The organism is Nonomuraea sp. NPDC049607 (assembly GCF_040675375.1).
In the GTDB taxonomy this organism is placed as follows: domain Bacteria; phylum Actinomycetota; class Actinomycetes; order Streptosporangiales; family Streptosporangiaceae; genus Nonomuraea.
The window spans coordinates 164,097-182,329 of sequence record NZ_JBFAOV010000001.1 but is presented as its reverse complement, the minus strand read 5'-3'; the positions used below and the strand labels follow the sequence as shown (position 1 = coordinate 182,329).

Genomic DNA, 18,233 nt, shown 5'->3' with positions numbered 1-18,233 from the left:
GATCAGCGCCGCCCCGGCCAGGGCGGCCAGCCAGCCGGTCATGCCCAGCCCCCGGTGAACAGGTTGGCGTCGAAGCTCGCCGCGACCAGCTCGTCCATGCACTGCGGGATCGTGTTCGGCACCGCACGTCCGTCCGGTCCGGGTACGTAGACGCGGTTGACCGATGGTTCCAGGCCGTCGGCCGGAGGCAGGACCTCGTGGATTTCGGCGACGTAGCGGTGGTTGACCAGGCCGTCCAGGTCGTGGCGAAGCTCGTGCCGTAGATGGACGACGAAGTCGACGGCCATGCCGATGGTCCGGAACAGGGTCTCCGGTGCGATCGACAGGCCACCTGATCCGGCCAGGATCAGCATCCGGGCGAAGACTTGGTCGGCGGAGTCGGCGTGCATGGTGCAGATGGAGCCGGCGCCGCCGGTGTTCATCGCCTCCAGCATCGGGACCAGTTCGTCCCCGCGGACCTCGCCGACGATGATGCGGCGGGCGTTGAAGCGGAGAGCGTCCTCGATCAGCTGGTGCAGGGTGATCGTGCCGAAGCCTTCGGTGTTGCCCTCGCGGGCCTCCAGTGCGAGCACATCTCGGTGCCGGTCGGGCTGGGCGTGGAGGAAGAGTTCGTACTCCTTCTCGATGGTGGCGATCCGCTCGTCCGGGTCGATCTCGGCCGCCAGGGCTCGGGCGAAGGTGGTCTTTCCGTCGCCCATCCCGCCGGTGATCACGATGTCCTTGTGGGCGCGTACGGCGGCGGCCAGGAACGCGCGGCAGCCCTTGTCCAGGGTGTCGGCCGCCATCAGGTCGTCCAGGTCGGCGTGAAGCATGCCGTGCCTGCGGATCGACAGGCTCGGGCGCGGGGTGACGCCCATCAGCGCGGCGATACGCGTCCGCCCGACGGACAGGTGCAGACGCGGGCGGGCGATCGAGAAGTCCCGAGCGGTCTGGCCCTGGTAGGCGGCCCACCGGCGGACGTCACCCACCAGTTCCTCGTCGCTGTCGGCGATCGGTGGGCCGGGCAGCTTGCGGCCGTCCCGATAGGTGATCCACACCTGGTCGCATCCGTTGACGTCGATGTTCTCCACGTCGGGGTCGTCGACGAACGGCTGCAGACGTCCCAAGGCGAAGATCTCGTTGTAGATCGCCTCGGCCAGCAGCCGTTCCTCTGACAGGGTGGGAACGTTCCGGCCGGCCAGCGTCCTGCTGTCTGCGTATTCGCGGACGAGGTCGATGATGACCGCCCGTGCGTACTCCCGGACAGCCTCGTCACCGGTCACCGTGGCGTTGTCGAGCGCCTCGGTCACCTGCGGCAGGATCTTCCGCACCGCCCTCTGCACGTCGAAGCTCACGCCGTCACCCGTTCGCACAGCTTGGTGCCGAGCGAGCGTGCGGCCCGCAGTAGCAGCGAACGCGACAGATACCGCTCGCTTCCGGAACCGTGCGTCAGGACCGTCGCCGCCTTCGGATCACGCGGAAGGTGGCCGATTACCTCTACTCCCAGAGTCTTGGCCACCTCCCTGCGCCCATAGGGTCCGTCGCCGGTCAGCAGCATTTGCGGAGTGGCTCGGTGGTTGATCTCCGCCAGACGAGGAGCGAGCGCGGACAGATCTCGTAGCGTGGGCTGGGCGATGACAAGAATCTGATCTGCTCCGGCCAGCAGCGGGCTCGGGGTATCCGCTCCGCCGATCCGCCCGACGTCGGCGATCACGTCTCCGGCCATGGTGGCGAAGGTTTCGGCGATGCCGGGCCACAGCGGCTGGACCGACGGCACCTGAGAGGGACTGGCCAGTCCCGGCAGAATTCGGCGGTTTTCCAGGCCGTTCAGCTGAAGCGCCTGCTCAGCCAAGGTGGCCGACACATCCGCGCCGCGCCTCAGTTGCACTGCCCATTCACCGAGGCCGCGGTCCTGTCGGTGACCGACCAGATACCCGGACAGGACGCTGCCACCGGCGGGGTCGCACTCGGCGAACAGCACCTCACGTGGCCAGGTGAGCGTCAGGGCCAGCCCGGCTGTCGTGACGCCGGGGCTGTGTCCACCCGAACACAGAACGATCAACATGGGCGGCTCACCCGGCCCGCGACTGCAACACGATGGCCACCTGGCCCTCAGCCGCCTGGCGGGCCAGAGTCGTCCCGGCCGCTGCTGGGACGATCAGGTCGACCACGACCAGCCCGTCCGCGTCCGGCTGGCCGACCCGATCCACCCTGGCCGCCTGATCCTGCGCGGGCCCATGGCCTGCTTCATTGGGCGAGACCGCAGTAGCTACGACGCGGTCACCGGGCTGGATGCCCCTTGCTGGCAGTCGGCTGGGCTTCAGCGCCACCGGTACCACTGCCTCACCTGGCGCCGGCACCAGCGTCTCGGTCACATGCGTGGGTGACAGGAGGCTGCCCGCCTTCAAGTCGATCGCGGCCCGCTTTCCGATCACCATGCTCTTACCGGCCGCATCCACTGTCTGGACCGCCGCGTCCAGCCCGAGCGCGACCGTACGTAGATCCTGAGCCTGGAGTGACTGGCCGACCGGTACGTCACGAGCCATGACCAGCACCGGAACCCGCTCACTGGCGACTCCGTACACCTGCCAGGCGACCAGGGCGCCGAGCGCGGTCAACGCGACGCCGGCCACGAGCATCATCGGGCTGCGTCGCCCCGGCAGCGGTCGCAGCTGGGTCGTTTCTCTGGGCGGCGAGAGCCGCTGAAGCAATGTCAACGTCTATCCCTCCGTGACAAGCGCCTGGGCTTCGACAACCCGGACCGGGAACGTGACCGACCTCGTGATCGGTGGCAGGGTTCCACCGGCGCCGCCTGAGCCGTGCCACGTACCGCCCCAGGTCACCGACACCGTTACCTGGCGGGCCTGAGCTGGCTGCTGATACTGATACGAGCACGTTGAGCTCTGTTGCCCGGCCGATCGGGCGGGGTCGTAGGCGGTGCCGGGGCCGTTGCAGATCAAGCTGTGGCCCTCGCCGGTATCGACGGTCATCCGCTGCGGCCTGGCGGTCGCCTCGGCCCAGACCGCCCCGGTGCTCAGCCGCTTGGCTTTGGGCGCCCACTGCCCCTTGGCCAGGTAGAACCAGTGGGGGAGCCCGACCAGCGCGTCCCTGCCGCGCGGCGGAGCGGTGAGTACCCTCGGCAGCGTGATGGGGATTCGTTTGTACGCCTGCTGAGCGAGTTGCTCGGCAGCCGCCTTGGTGTGCTGGTTGTCGAGCCAGACGAGCTTCTGGCTCCCATTGGAGCATTTGAGCAGGTACCAGGCGCCGTCCTTGACCGGCTCGCTGCTGAGGGTCCTGTCGGGATCGGCGGATCCCTGGCCCACCTTCTGCAGCCCGTTCGCGTACCACCATCGTTGGTAGGAACAGGTGACCTTCGGTTTCGCCTTTGATTGGACAGCGGGTGTGCGACTGGGCTTGTCGCGGGCCGAGATGAGGTAGTCGAAATAGTTGCGTGACACGCCGACGCCGTCCCCGTGGTCGTTTCCGGCCGGGACGACAGCGATTCCGGCCAACAGGAGATGAGTCATGTATCCGGCGAGCATGGCGTATCCAACTGGTCGACCTTCGCGACCCGCCACCCGCCGTCCGCCTCCTTGGCGAAGGCGGCGATCATGTGGGTGCCGGGCATGCCATGAGTGAGGTGCTTTCCCGTCCGGTAGTCCGCTTGGCCGCCCTTACTACCGTCCTGGCAGTCGTGCAGGACGGCACTGGTGCCTCGGATCTGCACATCGAAGGTGTGCAGGATGGGGTATCCGTAGGTAACCCGGCCTCTGGCGCGAAGGGCTTCGATGCCTTTCAACATCGTGTCCAGAAGGGGCTGGGTCACGACCGGCTCAAGAATCGCTCGGCGCTGTTCGGCAAGAGCACGTTCGGCCTGTGGCCCGACACGGTAGAGCTCCCGGTAGATGGCCAGGATGGCGTCCTTGCCCCGGGTGGGCTGGGGAGTGGGTGTTGGGGCGGCTGAGGGTAGCGCCGCCGTTGAAGCTGGTTCGGGGGAGGAACCGCCGGACTGGCATGCGACCACGGCGCTTGCTGCCGTGAGGAGCATCGCCGCCCAGGGCATGACTCGTCTGGATCTTGGAGAATGGACTCTCACCGACCAGAATCCTTACGTGGAGGAATTGATTCGCTACTCATGGTGGTGAGGCTAGGGTGCCATCGCTCTCCGTGCCCTAACGGCCAGGACAGTCGATCATTACCCGATATTTATTCGCAGCTCTGTTGGTGCGTACTCCTTGCTCCGGTCGGCGATCCGCGAAGCTCGAGGGTTGTTCCTTGCACAACATGACTGCGCTCTGGGATTGCATCAGCTATTGCATTACGCCATTGCGCCGCGTAGCACGGTGACCGGTGCGCCCGCTGTCTGTGCGGCCAGCGACTCGACCGGGGGCGGGAGCGGGAGGCGGTCGAGCGTGACCAAGTCGCCCTTTGCCGAGAAGTCCCCCCGCCCAGATCGCCGCCAGCCTGGCCGGGAGACGCGGCTGAACGCGCGACGTCGTTCAGCGAGTCGACTGCGCCTTGGTCCTATGGACTGCATTGCTTCGGCGAAGCCGAGCATCCGTCGCAGCACACCGCGCTCGTTCCGGCGGATCAACCGGGGCATCGCTTCGAGCAATCGGGCGGTGCCGGCGGGGGTGAAGTTCGAGTCGGGGCGGGCATCAGAAACTGGTGGCTGACGCATCCTGCGGATCCGCATCCTGGCCAGCAGGTGCGCCGGTACGCTGGCGGATCTCATGATCGGTGGCGGGCAGGCGGCCGACATCACGATTGCGCATAGATCTGCAGATTTTCCGAATGGGGATGGATTATGCGGTTGTGGAGGCATCTCCCCGCCGTTCGCGACTCGTCGCGGCGCGCCGTCATGGCCGCAGAGCGCGGCTTGTCGCGCCGACCGGGTGGCGTCCTCCTCCCCGCGAGTCGTTTCTCAGGGCTGCTCGGCACCGAGGCCGCCGCGTGGGCGTGGTCGCGGCGGCGGTGCTCCTGGCTCTGATGGCCGGGTTGTGGATGGTCTCGCGCATCGATCCGCTCCCCCGCCCGCAGGCCGTGCTGGAGGATGAGCCGTCCGAGACATCCACGCCCGCGCCGATCCGCGTCATCGTCGACCCGCCGACCCTCCCCGCCGGCCGCACGGTGCGGGTGACTGCCTTCTGCCCTGATCCCGTCGCCGGCGCCGATACCGGCGCGAGCGCCGTCTCCGGCGCATTCGGGAAGCTGGACCTCGACAAGTCATCGTCCGGAGCGCTGTACGCGGACACCGAAGTCGATTCCGCACTCCCCCCGGGCAGATACTGGGTGATCGTCGGCTGCAAGGGGAGGGTGACGTTCGGCACCGCTGAACTTATGGTCGCCAAGGCCACGAACACGCCCAAGCCGTCCGGCCCAGCGCGGATCGCGACGACCCAGGTCACGCTCGCCAAGGCCAGGCCGGGGTCCTGGCGTTCATATCCTGCTCCTGACCGCATGGTCGTTGAGACCGCCGTCCCCGACGCTCCCGGCCTGATCGTCTTCGAACTCAAGGTGACGCACGTGTTGCGAGTGCCCATCGACGATCCCGACGTGACGGCCTTGCGCGCGGGTGCCGCGGGCGGCTCGCCAACCCAGTTCGCCGAGCGCAGGCTGGGCGTCGTCAACATCGACGAGAGCAATGTCGTTCTGCCGACCGCCTTTGGCACACCGGTCGTCAAGGCTGAAGCCGGCGCGCGCGAGGCCGTCGTCACCTTCACCGGCGTTGCGTACGGCAGCTTCAATTCCGAGGTGGGCGGTTACATCGGCGTCGAGTACACCCCTCCAGCCACGGACGGAAACGTGCCTCCGCTGACCGGCCACGAGGTCGTCATTTCCGCCACTGACTGGATGGTGGCCGGGGTCAGCGGGCCCGCCCCGCTCGCCCAGGACACGCGGTTCCTGCGCCTGAGCGGAGGCAGCGCGGCGCGCGCGGCCTTCGCGCAGGACGGGAAGGCCGAGTCCGTCGCCGGCTATCTCACCAATGATGACCAGATGGGCGGCTACATCGAAGGGCCGGATGAGGACGAGGAGACGCCGGAGGAGCCGGAACCTGGGCTTCTGGCCCAGGGGTGGACGGTACTGGAGTGGGTGTGCGGGGCGGCTGGATCGCTCTTTCTCCTGCAGAGCCTGGTGCGCGCGGTCGGCGGCGCGTGGTGGCGCCGGCGGCGCAACTGGCTGCTCTTGGCCGTGCTGGTAACGGCGTATCTTCCCTTTGCCGGAGTTGGCCAAGAATACGGCTTGGGGTGGGCGACGCTGCTCCTGGTGCCTGTCCTTCCTGTGGTGACGCTCGTCTCGGCGGCCCGCGCGGTGCCCGGTGGCGGCCGGGCGGCGGTCGCGGTGGGTTCGGCCGCGGCGGCTGCGACGGGTGCGGCCGCCGCATTGTGGGCGCTGATGGTGCTGGGCGCTGGGACGCCGGTCCTCGTGGCGACGATCGGCCTGGCGATCGTCGGGGGCGCTGCCGCGGTCGTTCCGCGGTGGCGGGTATGGCTGCCGGGGGTCGCCTTCGTGATATTCGGCTCCGGAGCGCTGCTGGGCGGCAGGGCGCTGGTGGCGGGGGTCGGCCTGGACACCGCCGTGATGGCGACGCTGGTTGCCGTGGCCTGGTCGGTGGTGGCGTTCGCCTGGACCACCGAGGTGGCCCGCCGCTGGTCGTCGCGCGCCGCGCTACGTTGTGCCGTGACTGTGTCGCTGGCGCTTGGTGTCGTGGCGTCCATACTCATTCCCACCATGTGGGACTTCGGAGATTGGGGAGAGTCCCACTACGACTGGTCGCTGCTCGGCCTCATCGCGTACGGGCCACCGTTGCTGGCCCTGGCCATGCTTGTTCTCCGCGCACGGCGGGCCGGACAGAGGCCAGAAGGGGTGACCGACGCGACCGCCTTCCACACGGCCGTACTCTTCCTGCTTCTGCTGCGAGCGCCGGCACTGACCGTGTCCGGGTTCCTTGGGGTTGCGGTGGTCCTGGCCTGGGCCGGGGCGCATTGGCTGCTGCCAGCCGCCGGCCTGGGCAGTGATGTGGTGCGTCGGCCGGTCTCCCCGGACGAGCACCGCCTGCTCGTACGCGACCTGATCAGGCGCAGGTTCGCCCGGCGCGCCCTGACGGACCTGCTGCGGCAACGGCAGGCCGGCGACGGCTTCGAGGAGCAGCACGCGGCGCTGGAGCGGGCCGGCGACCAGCGGTTCGGACCCGTCGACTCCGATCTCGCACTCGCCACCCTTGCCGGACGCAGCCCGTGGCACAACGCGATGGCCGCGTTCGGGGTCGGAACGGTGCTGTCACTGCCGTTCTCCGCCGTGCGGATCGTGGAATCGGTGCGGAGCGGGCAGACGGCGGCCAACGAGCTGGTGATCGCGGTGCTGGCGGTGCTGTCGCTGCCGGTGCTGTGCATGGTGTTCGGTTACTTCTACCCGCGCGTCCGCGGTGCCGGGCCGATCGCGAAGTCGCTGACCTTCCTGCTGGCGGCGCTGCTCGTCGAACTGCCCATGTTCGTCCAGCCGCTGGTCATCGCCGCCCCCCAGAACGCGAACCCGGACGTCACACCGCTGCCCATCTCCAGCGAGGCACTCATCGGTGTGCTGGTGGCGGTGGGCAACATCACGGTCGTCAGTATCGGGCTCGGATTGTGGTGGGAGTGGCGGCTGGTGTCGCTGGCCGGGGAGCCGTGGGCGCGGGTCAGGAACGTCCGCACCCTGCGCGCCCTGGCCGCGCCGCTGGCTGCCGTGGCCATCGCGATCGCGACGGCCGCAGCGACCGCGCTGGTGAACAATGTGATCGCACCACTGCCCACGGTTCAGGTGCCTCCGCAAGACTCCAATCCTTCGACGTTGCCGACAGCCCGGCCGTAGCGTCACTCGTGGTGGTAACGTCCCGCCCATGCCCTCCGAAACGCGTAACCGGGGCATGTACGCGCTGAACGGCCGCCAGCGCAAGCCGACAGCGAAACCGCTATTTAACATGGCGAACAGAAGGGGAACCCTCGCCTCCTGGTCGGGAGTCGCCCCTCCGCAGGGTCACGGGGAAAGGTAAAGGGTCGCCCGCTGGGCTGGCCCTCGCGCGGCCTCCAGCATCTGTTGCGAGGCTGCATTCATGAACTCTTCCAGAGCGCTGAGTGCTTGGTCACGGCGGGCGTTCAGCTCCACCTGATCTTCCGAGGAAGAGATCCTCCACGCGGCATCTAGTGCCTGGGTAGCCAGGTGATTCAGCGCCGGATCTGCTGTGACGAGCTGGAGTCTGAAGAGCGCAGACTTGGCGCTCGCTCGCCGCGCGAACGAGATATCACGTGCCGCCACATCGGTCGGCCCGTCGAGATCCTCCCTGTGCCGATGCCACCGATCGTTTTGACTGTAGCGATACGACGTCAGGGCATCGGCGAACGCGCCGTAAGTAGCCAACCGTTCCTGCCACAGGCGCTCATCCCACGCATGCCGCCTCGCCTGCCGGGCGGTACGCAGCTGGAAAACATAGGTGGCCGAAGCACCCAACAGCGTGCCGGCGATCGCGATCAGACTTGCTAAAGCGTTTCCCATCTCACCAGTGGAGCATGAGCGAGACTCCGCCAGCCGCTCCCCTTCAGGAGTTGATTGATCGTTCGGCCAGTTGATCGACTGGCTGGTCGACATTGGCCTACAGAGGATGCCACCTGCGTGAGGGATCTCTCGTGACGAGGGAGGACAAGCGGTTGGCCAGCTCGGCGCGGGCCGCGGGGTTGTGTTCGGCTCCTCGGATGAAGGCGCTGAGGCTGCGGACCTCGCGGATCTCGGCCAGCTGCGCCAAGCTGGAGTCCTCGTCTCTGTCGATTCCGTAGGCCCTCCTGAACTCGCTCCACAGGGAAGGCGGGTGTCCGAAGCGGCGGGGGCGCAGGTAGATGGGCATGAAGTCGTATTGGGGCGGTCCGATGCCGACGGAGTCCCAGTCGATGAGGACCCAGCCCTTGTGAGGGTGGGCGAGCAGGTTGTTGGTATGGGCGTCCCCATGCACCAGCACCGTTGGCAGCGTGGCGGCGAGCTGCGCGAAGCTCTCCTCCAGTTCGGTGCATCGTGTGATCAGCCAGTCCCGTTCGCCCTCCGACAGGACCGTCGATGCGCTCGCGTCAGCCGCGGTGCTCCCCATAGGCCGGATAGGGGGAAACGGGAACGAGGGCAACGGATGTCGGTGAAGGGTGCGCAACAGGCGGGCCAGGGGGGTGATGTCGGCGGGGCTCGCGTTGGTCTGAGGGAGGTACTCCCAGAAGGTCGCCAGATGGGCGCCGATGACGATGGGCTGGGCTACGTCGAGTGGCCGGAGGGCGGGGAAGCCTTGGTCGGCGAGCCAGCCGGCGGTTCGGACAGCGACGCGCATCCGTTCCAGCACTGAGGCGTTGCGGATCCGGGCGACGGCGTTCTCCTGCGGCAGGTGGTAGATCGCGTTGGCGTGGACGCGGAGGAGGCGGGCGCCGCGGGAGTCGAGCCCGGCCTGTCGGCAGGCATCGGACAAGGTTGTTCTGTAGGGGGCATCGACTGGCTGTGTGCTCATCGCGGAGGTTGGTGCTCCCAGCGGGGCCCGGCTGGTCAGACGATCGGCGTTCTGCCGTCTGATCTCCGGAACTCTAGGCAACGTCGGCCCACTCATCATGTACGCGCTCGGTGAAGGCGGCAACACGTGGATCCCTGGCGGGCAGCGATCGGTGGAAGCCCTGGAATCGGCTGCGGGTCCGCGTGGACGTGACGCTCGCGATGCTGGGGGTCGTCTGCTCGGCTACGGCCAGCGCGGCGTCGAGATCCCCACTTTTGACGTGGGCGGTGGCCAGGTTCAGCAGGCAGAACAGCCGGTCGCGGGCGCGATCAGTGCTCTTGCCCGTCAGCGCCTCGTCAAGGCGGGGAAGTGCGGCGGTCACGTCACCTATTCCGACCAGGGAGTGGGCGATCTCGGCCGCGAGTTCGGGTGCGTCGAAGTAGCCGATCCAGGCTGGCTCTTCTGCGAGGTCGCTGGCGTTGTGTTCGCGTTCGGCGGCAAGGAGGGCTTGGCGGCAGGCGGTGGCCGCGTGCGTGTCGCCCTTTTCGTACAGCCGGGCACAGGCGCGGGCCTCGGCCACATGTGCGAGAGCGCGTACGGCTGGGGTGGTGGTGGAGTGGGCGATGTCGTCGTGGGCGGCGCGGGCGAGGTAGAGGGCCTCGTCGGCGTGATCTCGGTTCAGGGCCTGCTGGCTGAGCCGTATGAGGACGAAGGCATCGAATCCGCGCGCCTGGGTGCCCGAGGCCTTGGACAGGCGCAGGGCTTGGATGTAGTGGCGCTGGGCCAAGCCGTGTCGCTCGAGGTCGTAGGCCATCCACCCGGACAACTGGAGCATCTGGGCGGCTGCGGCGAACAGGTCGCGGCCCACGGTGTCGGTGTAGCTGGCGCGTAGCAAGGGAGCCACGTGGTCGTGCAGGTACGTTGTCACCGCACTGCGTACCAGCCCGCTTCCTCGGGCGTGGTCGAGGCCGGCGAACCAGGCGCATGTCTCCTGGATCTGGGCGACCTGGCGGTGCGTCACCTGTCTGCTGTTCGCTTGCCTGCCAGGAGTCGAGTCGGCGAGCCCGTACCGCCATCCGGCGATGGCCTCGGATATGGCGGGAGGGGCGAAGCCGAGCGCGGACAGGGCTTGGGCACGGGCGTAATCCATCTCGCACGCCAGCAGTTCGGCGACGCACTCGACCGTGACGGACAGAGATCTTTCGTAGCGCAGGGCTAGGTCGGAGATCGCAGGTGCGAAGGCCACCGGCCAGACGTCGTTCAGTGTGACCGGCTGCCCCAAGCGGGCGGCGAGCACCGCAACGATCACGCGGGCTACCGCCAACTCCGGTGCTGTTGATCCCGACAGGTAGCGCCCGATGCTGACCCTGCTCACGCTCACCCCGGCTTCACGGGCGAGCGGATGCGCGTTGACTGCCGCGGCGAAGCTTTCTTGCTTACTGAAACCGGCCGCGGCATATAGACGCGAAAGTCCGTTCATTTCGTCCTTTCCTTCGCCATCAGGAGGACAAACGGGTCTGCAGGATAACACTGCGTTATCGATCAATCACGGCGATGTTCAGGGATGAACAATACGTTCCTCCTGCACGAGTGCCCGACTTGAAAAGCCTGGTCAGGGGGCTGTCCGTGAGATTTCCTTGGGCCCCGGCAAGCGAGCGGGACGTCGGTGTCCTCGCTGGTACCTGAGGAGATGCCAATGACGACCGAAGGGAAGCGGGCAGCATGTCCGCCGGAGCCGCGTTGTAGGCACGAGGGGTGTGTGGGTGGTTTCGCCATAAATGGCGAATTCCTTGGTGAAATAGTGCTGCCGGGGAGAGACAGCTCGACGCCGGTGGCTCGGCACTTTGTGGGACGTGCACTGATGGCCGCCGGACATCAGTGTGTGAGTGACGCGCAGCTCGTGACCAGCGAGTTGTTCACCAACGCGCTCACCCATACCCATTCGGGAAGGCCGGGAGGGCTGGTCGTCGTAGAGCTGATGGCGAGCGGCGACGGCCTGGCGCGCATCGAGGTGATCGATGAGGGATCGGCGACCCTTCCCCGCCCACGAACGCCGGACGATGGCAATCCCCATGGGCGGGGCTTGTACCTGGTCGAACAGGTGTCGAAACGGTGGGGGATACGCCTGGAGCCGTACGGGCACAAGCGGGTCTGGGCGGAGGTTCCGACGAAGGAAGCCGTGTCAGAGGGGCTGCCCGATGCGTCGTGCCTGGAGGTGACGTCGTGGTGAGCGGTTCCCGAGGGCAGGTCTCGTACGTCGAATGTCCCCGCTCCTGTATCCCCCCGCGGAGCGGCCACGTGTACGTGCACCCCGCTTCCGAGGCCGGCTTCATTGCCTCGACGAGGAGTTTCGTAGCAGAGAGACCGCGATGATCAGCGCCACGTCCGAGTACATCCACAGCGACATTCATTCCACCGTCGCTCATCACCTCGGTGGTGGCCGGTGGGCCATCTCCGACCTTCCTGAGCTGATCATCGACGCTGCGACGGCGCTGCGGCACATCATGTGGCGGGACATCGAGAAGGGCAAACAGATCATGTACCGACAGTCGGGGGAGGAGGTGACGCCCGACAAGGTCCGTACGCGGGTTCAGGCGCTGCTGGCCGAGGCCCGTGCCGTGCTGGCGGTTGGCGACGCCGACGGTGACCACTGGCTCGAAGCCCGTATGGACGAGGTGACCTATCTGCTCTGCCTGGCGCAGCTTGTCCTGGGGCGGCTCCCGGGCGAGAGGGGAGCCGCCTGCGTGGTCTGCCAGCGCAGTGACCGGCCTCTCCGCCAGATCGGGCTGTCCTCAAGCACGGGGCTCGTGTTCGCGTGCAAGGACACGTGCTTGGAGCGCGTCCTCGGGATACAGCCATGACCACGTCAGATGTCTCGTACTGACGCATCGATTCGTAACTTAACTCCGCATGGTTCCGCACTCAGGCTCTGGTTTGCCGTGCAAGGCCGTGCACAGACTCCCGATATGGAGGCGTCATGAAGCTAAGGTTCTACGGCAAGGGCGGCAGCGAGCAGGACGAGTGCCCCTCGGTCTCGGTGGACGAGGACACCCTCGACCTCGTCTTCGTCGGTATCCCGATCGACGATTCCGACGTGATCGCCGAGATCGAGAAGCACAGCCGCATCTACTCGACCGAGCAGGCGTTCCTCATCCCCAAAGAGCTGCGCAAGGCGATCTGGGAGGCACTGGGTGGCCACCATCCCGACTTTGGCTGAGCTGTTCGCGAAGGCTCAGCACTCGGTCACGCATCTGGAGATGCGCGACATCTACGGCGTCAGCCGGGGTTACCGGGCGTGGCGCGACGGCGTCCCGGTCGAGGAGATCTCCCGTTACGACTATCTCAAGCCGTGGGTGGAGCTGGTCGCCGGTCATGTCGCTCGCGGCGTCGGCTTTCGCCGCGCGCGGATCGTGTCCGAGCCGGTCAGTGACTACATCCGGTACGAGCACGGCATAACCCCGTCGGCCAACCTGGCCGCCGGCGAGCAGGTTCGCTGGCTGCCCCGCCCACGCGCCCGCGACCTGGCCCTGCCAGGCTGCGACTTCTGGCAGTTCGACGGCGGCCTGGTCCGGTTCGCGTTCCAGGACGGCGATGGCGAGAAAGCCGGAAACGAGCTGTCGGACGATCCCGTCGTGATCGACCTGTGCGCGTCGGCGTTCGAGGCCGTATGGGAACGGGCCATCGATCATCAGGATTACCGGCCCGTCTAGTCCGCACGTGTCCAAGCCGCAGTCGTCCAGTGTTCAGCAGGCCCGCCAGGCCATCGCCGCCCGGCTGCGCGAGATCATGCGTGACGCCGGGCTGAACAATCGCGAACTCGCCAGGCGGGCCGGCTGGCACGAAGCGAAGTGTTCTCGTTTCATCCACGCGCGGACGGCGCCCTCCGACGAGGACATTCGCGCATGGTGCACTATTTGCGGCGTGCCGGAGGAGATCCCCAACCTGATCGCCGCCAGCCGTACGGTCGAGAACGCCTACGTGGAGTGGCGCAGGGTCAACCGGAGCGTGAAGCGCCTTCAGGAGCTGCGGCTCGACCTGTACGAGCAGACCACGCTCTTCCGCTTCTACTGCTCCACCGTCATCCCTTGGCCCATGCAGACACCCCGGTATATGCGGGCGCTGATAGCGAGCGGCACGGAGTTTCGCAGGACCGGGGCCACGGATGTCGACGAAGGGGTGCAGGCACGGATGGCCCGGCAGGAACGCTACCTGGGACCGGCCAGCCGCCGCCGCTGCGCCATGATCGTGGAGGAGTCGGTGCTGTACAGCCGGGTCGGCGACGACGGCGTCATGCGTGAACAGCTTCTCCATCTCCTCACCGGTATGCAGCAGGTCAACCTCTCCTTCGGCATCGTGCCGATGTCCGCACGCCGGCCCCTCGCCGAGAAGGAAACGTTCTCGATCTATGACGAGTCGCGCGTGTTCGTCGAGCTTCTCTCCGCCGCGGTCACCATCACCGCGCCGCGGGAGATCGAGCTGTATGTGCGCTACTTCGCCGAGCTGGCCGCCGTCACCGCGTACGGCGACAACGCGCGCGTCCTCATCGCGAAGGCCATCACCGCCAGGGCCTGAACTCGCGCGCAAACTCGTGCACACTCGTTGAGGCGTTGCCGCGCGCGCTCCTACGGTCCAAGACATGAACCGTCACGGGTCCACACACCCACACCGTCAACGAACTGCGCGCCACGAGCACGCCGGTTCCTGACGCGGTTGGGACCTCCCATGAACAGCGTCATGCTGGCCGCCATGATCCAGCCATGCTTCTCATCCACCTCGCATATCGAGAAGCCGACCGCGTCAGAGCGGGAAGACCTACCAGTGAGCGAGGACCAAGAGCAGTTGAGCCCCGCCCCTACACGGGCAAGCTGACGATTGGAGTGCACATGAGCACGACATCGCGCACCACCCTGCTGATCTTGGACTGCTACACCGTCGAACCCTCTGGCCTGGGGGTTCCGCCGTACCTGTCCACCTACGCCCGAGCCGCCTACGGCGCGCTGCGCACGGCGCAACCGCGCGCCCGGGTCGCCTACCTCACGATTGACGACGTCCGCTGGTGCCTGAACGGCGGCCGGCCGTACGAGCGGCCTCCGCTGTCGGATCGGCTCACCTACTCGGCCACCGCCAACCGGGAGGATGCGCTGCGCCTGCTCCACGACGCCGCCCTCACCGTGGTGATCGCCGGGGATGCCGTGCCTTCGGTACATCTGCAGGCGCAGAACGGTTCGGTCGAGGAGATCGCGCGGGCCCTGGCCTGCACGCGCGGACGCCGCGTGCTGCTCGGCCCACTGGCCACCTACGCACTGGCCGACCCGGCTACCTATGGCGGGCTGTTCGACGCTGTCCACACGCACACGCTCACCTCGGCCGACATCACCGCCGGAAGCCGTCAGGCAGCCCCGTACGAACGGCTGGCCGCCGATCGCGTCGACTACCGCGACCTGGTCGACCAGTTGTGCTGGACGCCGGTCGCCGAGATCGAGCTCTACCGGGGTTGTACCCGGCGCCGCTTCTGCGACTTCTGCAACGAGCCCGTCAAAGCCCCGGTCGTGGACTTCCGGCCGGTCGAGGACGTCCTGGCCGAGGTGGCCATCCTGCACGCCGGCGGCGTACGACACTTCCGGCTCGGGCAGCAGACCTGCTTCTTCTCCTACCTGAACCGCGACGCCGGGGCCATCGAGAAGCTGCTGGCCGGCATCCGGGAGTCCGCCGCCCCCGACCTGGTGACACTGCACATCGACAACGCCGATCCACTCGCCGTCGCCTCACCGGCTGGAGCGAAGATCGCCCGCCTCGTCGCAGCACACTGCACCGAGGGCAACTGCGCACCGATGGGCATCGAGTCCTTCGACCCGGCGGTCATCAAGCGCAACACCCTCACCTGCACGCCCGACATCCTCGTCCGAGCCGTCGAGCACGTGAACCAGGCGGGCGCCCAAGTCGGCCCCAGCGGACTGAGCACCCTGCTCCCCGGCCTCAACCTGATCTACGGACTCCCTGGCGAGACACATCGCACCCACTACGAGAACCTCGCCGGGCTGGCGCGCATCCTGGACGGCGGGCTGTTGTGCCACCGCATCAACGTCCGGCAGGCCCGCGCCTACCCCGGCACACCACTGGCCGCGATACAGGAGCAGGAGCCGCCACCTTCGGCCGAGTACTTCACGAGCTGGAAGGCGGACATCGACCATGTCTTCGACCAGCCGATGAAGCAGCGCGTCTACCCCAAGGGCCGAAAGATCACTGACCTGCACTCCTTCTTCGTCACGACCCGCGGCACCTGGCATCGGCGTCTCGGCTCCTACCCGATCCAGATCGTGGAACGTGACGCCGTCCGCCCGCTGTACGAGATCGCCGACATGGCCGTCACCGCCCACGCGCCCCGCCACATCTACGGAGAACGGGATGACGCTCCGACAGGAGTCTGACCAACGCCGCACCTCCTTACGTCCCTCCGTGTCGCACGTCGGGGTGCTGGTGCCCTGGGCCAACGCGGTCGTGGAGACCGAACTGCCGGAGTGGAGCCGTGGGCGAACGGTATGGCACCATGCGCGTCTGGTGCCCGCCCACGGCGGTACGGCGCTGGATGAGGACTTCCTGTCCGGCCTGGTCGAAGCTGTCCCGCAGGCACTCCACCAGCTGTCCCGGCTATCGCTCGACCGGGTTTACCTGGCGTGCACATCGGCAGCCTTCACCCAGCTCAACCGCCTCACCGAACTCACGGCCGGTTCCCAGGTGCGCGTGGTCAGCGCGTTCGAGGCAATCCTGGCCCAGCTTCAGAAGCGCGGCGTGCGGAAGATCGCGTTGGCCACGCCCTACCCGCGTGAGATCACGGAGGTAGAGGTCACCCAGTTCGCCGAGCGGGGCGTCCTTGTCACGGGCTCGGCGAGCCTCGGCCTGGCCGACGGATACGCCGAGGTCACCCTCAACCAACAGGCTGCGCTCGTGGATCAGTTGGGAAGGGAGGCGGTACGGCAAGCGGACGCGATCGTACTGTCCTGTACGGGCTGGCCCACCCAGGCCGCGATCACGATGCTGCGGCGTCGGCTGGGACGGCTCGTGACCTCCTCGAACGCCGCCATCGCCCTGCACGCCCTCGGGAGCGCCCGTGAACACCACCGATGAGACCCCTGAACTAGCCCCCCGCCTGTACGACCTGGTCTCGGTCGTCAGCGCGCAGGAGGAGGTGAAGGCGGCGGTCGAGGCCAACCACGACAACAACCAATGGTGGCCACTGCATGTGGACGACTGGCGGATACGGATGCTCGTGGCCGGATGGAGCACCCGCGTGTCCTACGCGATGGTGGGCGTCTACGCCGAGGTGGTGAAGAAGGCCGACGCCTATGGCTGGGAAGAACTCATCGGCTTCCAGGACTCCGAGGTTGTCGAGCTCGTACGCCCGCTCGGCCTGGCGGACGCCCGCGTCCGTTACCTCCGCTCGCTGGAGGACTTCGTCGTCGCCTCGGAGATTCGCGGCCGGCGCCCTGCCACCATGCCGGTTGACGAGTTCATCGAGGCGTTCGCCGCCGAGGTGAACGGCGCCTCGTACAAGGTCGCTCAGTGCACCGCCCTCTATGCCCGCGGCTACCACTGCGGCATCATCCCCGTCGACTCCGGCATGGTCAGTAAGCTCGCCCCGCTGCTCGGCATGGAGGTGGGCAGCGGGGCGTTCGCTCACGAGCGGATGCGGCTTCTGCTGGAGGCTTGCGCCGCCGCGGACCGCTCCCGCTACCGAGACCTCGTCACCACCCGCGGCTATCGAGTCACCATTCCTGACCAGGCAACGCCCACATGGTGGCTGCACCTGGTCCTGATCTACTTCAAGCGCCTGTTCCTCAACCCGCCGGTCAGCCCGAGGCTGTGCGCGGACCGGCCCGCCTGCTCCACCGTCCTCGACTGCGGCCATCCGCCCCAACCACGGTTGAGGTGACCAGGTGCCCTGTCTCGGCGTGATCGGCAACATCTCGATCGACACCACCCGGTACCCCGACGGCCGCACCTACGTCCTGATCGGCGGCGCCGCATTACACGTCGCCCTGGGCGCCGCCCGAGCCGGAACGACCGCCCGTCCAGCTGCGGTCATCGGCGCGGATCTCACCCGCTTACACGCTCTCCCATGGCCCGAGGAGCTTGGCTTGTCCCATGTGGCCACGGTCGCCGGAGCATCATGCCGGTTCGACATCACCTACGGCACGGACGGTCAGGTCATCGGACTGATCGCCGCCTTTGGCTGCGCGGCGGCTCTCACCACGCACGCACTGGACGTGCTGAACGGATCAGACTGCGATCACTGGCACGTATGCTGCCGCCGCCCCTTGGACATCGGACCAATCCTGGAGCGGCTCGTGACGGCGGGGCATTCGTTCAGCCTGGACTTTCACCTCACCTCCGCCGCCGAGCAGATCCACGCGGCCAAGAACGCTTTACCGCATGCCCGGACGGTGTTCGTCAACGCCGCCGAGTACCGGCTCCTGGACGATTTCATCGCCGTGAACGAGCTGGCCACCGTGGTCGTCTCCAATGGGCCGGGCGCAGTCATCCTGCTGCGCTACGGCCACGCGATCACCACCGAATCCCCGCAAAGCGGCCCAGTGACGGAGGTGACCGGCGCAGGAGACACCCTCGCCGGCGCCTTCCTGGCCGGCATCCTTCAAGGCTCGACGGAACGGGAAGCGCTCGCGTCGGCCGTGACCGCGGCCACTCACCAGGCTCGTGACGCAGGTCTGCCATACGAATCCCCGTAGATCACAGGGAGGCT

18 protein-coding genes are annotated in these 18,233 nt (G+C 67.4%); 10 read left to right on the top strand and 8 right to left on the bottom strand.

From position 1 onward, the window contains the following. Window positions 1-38: 38 nt before the first annotated feature. From AB0J97_RS00930 to AB0J97_RS00910, 5 genes are read right to left on the bottom strand one after another with little or no spacing between them, the layout of a single operon-like run. On the bottom strand, window positions 39-1,334 hold the full coding sequence (locus AB0J97_RS00930; RefSeq protein WP_364082869.1) for a CpaF/VirB11 family protein: 1,296 nt from the start codon (window positions 1,332-1,334) through the stop codon (window positions 39-41). Next, entirely contained in the window at window positions 1,331-2,044 is a 714-nt protein-coding gene (locus tag AB0J97_RS00925; protein ID WP_364082866.1) for a hypothetical protein, read from the bottom strand. Before AB0J97_RS00925 ends, AB0J97_RS00930 begins: the two co-directional genes overlap by 4 nt. Window positions 2,045-2,051: 7 nt before the next feature. Further along, window positions 2,052-2,696 (bottom strand): SAF domain-containing protein, encoded by a 645-nt coding sequence (locus AB0J97_RS00920; RefSeq protein ID WP_364082863.1) that lies wholly within the window; start codon window positions 2,694-2,696, stop codon window positions 2,052-2,054. Between the two features lie 3 nt (window positions 2,697-2,699). Next, window positions 2,700-3,521 (bottom strand): hypothetical protein, encoded by an 822-nt coding sequence (locus tag AB0J97_RS00915; RefSeq protein ID WP_364082860.1) that lies wholly within the window; start codon window positions 3,519-3,521, stop codon window positions 2,700-2,702. Further along, window positions 3,503-4,027 carry a hypothetical protein gene (locus AB0J97_RS00910; RefSeq protein WP_364082857.1) on the bottom strand — a complete coding sequence of 175 codons (525 nt, stop codon included), beginning with the start codon at window positions 4,025-4,027 and terminating at the stop codon, window positions 3,503-3,505. Before AB0J97_RS00910 ends, AB0J97_RS00915 begins: the two co-directional genes overlap by 19 nt. Window positions 4,028-4,932: 905 nt before the next feature. Here AB0J97_RS00910 and AB0J97_RS00905 point away from each other — a divergent pair. Further along, window positions 4,933-7,830 (top strand): hypothetical protein, encoded by a 2,898-nt coding sequence (locus AB0J97_RS00905; RefSeq protein ID WP_364082854.1) that lies wholly within the window; start codon window positions 4,933-4,935, stop codon window positions 7,828-7,830. A gap of 165 nt (window positions 7,831-7,995) precedes the next feature. Here the strand turns inward: AB0J97_RS00905 and AB0J97_RS00900 are convergent, their stop codons facing one another. The 3 genes from AB0J97_RS00900 to AB0J97_RS00890 all read right to left on the bottom strand — a co-directional run bounded on the left by AB0J97_RS00900 (window position 7,996) and on the right by AB0J97_RS00890 (window position 10,955). Further along, entirely contained in the window at window positions 7,996-8,604 is a 609-nt protein-coding gene (locus AB0J97_RS00900) for a hypothetical protein (RefSeq protein WP_364082851.1), read from the bottom strand. 4 nt (window positions 8,605-8,608) lie between these two features. Then, a complete protein-coding gene (locus AB0J97_RS00895; RefSeq protein WP_364082848.1) occupies window positions 8,609-9,496 on the bottom strand; it encodes an aminoglycoside phosphotransferase family protein in 888 nt (295 codons plus the stop codon). A 73-nt stretch (window positions 9,497-9,569) separates the two neighbouring features. Further along, window positions 9,570-10,955: a hypothetical protein gene (locus AB0J97_RS00890; RefSeq protein ID WP_364082845.1), complete on the bottom strand. Its 1,386-nt coding sequence runs from the start codon at window positions 10,953-10,955 to the stop codon at window positions 9,570-9,572. 279 nt (window positions 10,956-11,234) lie between these two features. Here AB0J97_RS00890 and AB0J97_RS00885 point away from each other — a divergent pair, with 279 nt between their 5' ends. The 9 genes from AB0J97_RS00885 (at window position 11,235) to AB0J97_RS00845 (ending at window position 18,219) form a co-directional block, all read left to right on the top strand. Next, a complete protein-coding gene (locus tag AB0J97_RS00885; RefSeq protein WP_364082842.1) occupies window positions 11,235-11,705 on the top strand; it encodes an ATP-binding protein in 471 nt (156 codons plus the stop codon). A gap of 139 nt (window positions 11,706-11,844) precedes the next feature. Continuing rightward, complete coding sequence (locus tag AB0J97_RS00880; RefSeq protein ID WP_364082839.1) at window positions 11,845-12,336, top strand: hypothetical protein; 492 nt, start codon at window positions 11,845-11,847, stop codon at window positions 12,334-12,336. 116 nt (window positions 12,337-12,452) lie between these two features. Further along, complete coding sequence (locus AB0J97_RS00875; RefSeq protein ID WP_357692679.1) at window positions 12,453-12,692, top strand: hypothetical protein; 240 nt, start codon at window positions 12,453-12,455, stop codon at window positions 12,690-12,692. Further along, window positions 12,667-13,185, top strand: coding sequence for a DUF6879 family protein (locus AB0J97_RS00870; protein WP_364082836.1), 519 nt, complete (start codon window positions 12,667-12,669; stop codon window positions 13,183-13,185). Before AB0J97_RS00875 ends, AB0J97_RS00870 begins: the two co-directional genes overlap by 26 nt. Before the next feature lie 7 nt (window positions 13,186-13,192). Continuing rightward, window positions 13,193-14,047, top strand: a complete 855-nt coding sequence (locus AB0J97_RS00865; protein ID WP_364082833.1) for a helix-turn-helix transcriptional regulator — start codon at window positions 13,193-13,195, stop codon at window positions 14,045-14,047. Window positions 14,048-14,358: 311 nt separating this feature from the next. Further along, the gene (locus AB0J97_RS00860; RefSeq protein ID WP_364082830.1) at window positions 14,359-15,903 is read left to right on the top strand and encodes a radical SAM protein; all 1,545 of its coding nucleotides are present in this window, start codon (window positions 14,359-14,361) and stop codon (window positions 15,901-15,903) included. A gap of 28 nt (window positions 15,904-15,931) precedes the next feature. Next, a complete protein-coding gene (locus AB0J97_RS00855) occupies window positions 15,932-16,600 on the top strand; it encodes an aspartate/glutamate racemase family protein (RefSeq protein ID WP_364082827.1) in 669 nt (222 codons plus the stop codon). Next, entirely contained in the window at window positions 16,584-17,405 is an 822-nt protein-coding gene (locus tag AB0J97_RS00850; RefSeq protein WP_357692670.1) for a hypothetical protein, read from the top strand. Before AB0J97_RS00855 ends, AB0J97_RS00850 begins: the two co-directional genes overlap by 17 nt. A 19-nt stretch (window positions 17,406-17,424) precedes the next feature. Continuing rightward, window positions 17,425-18,219 carry a carbohydrate kinase family protein gene (locus tag AB0J97_RS00845; protein WP_364082823.1) on the top strand — a complete coding sequence of 265 codons (795 nt, stop codon included), beginning with the start codon at window positions 17,425-17,427 and terminating at the stop codon, window positions 18,217-18,219. Window positions 18,220-18,233 lie beyond the last annotated feature (14 nt).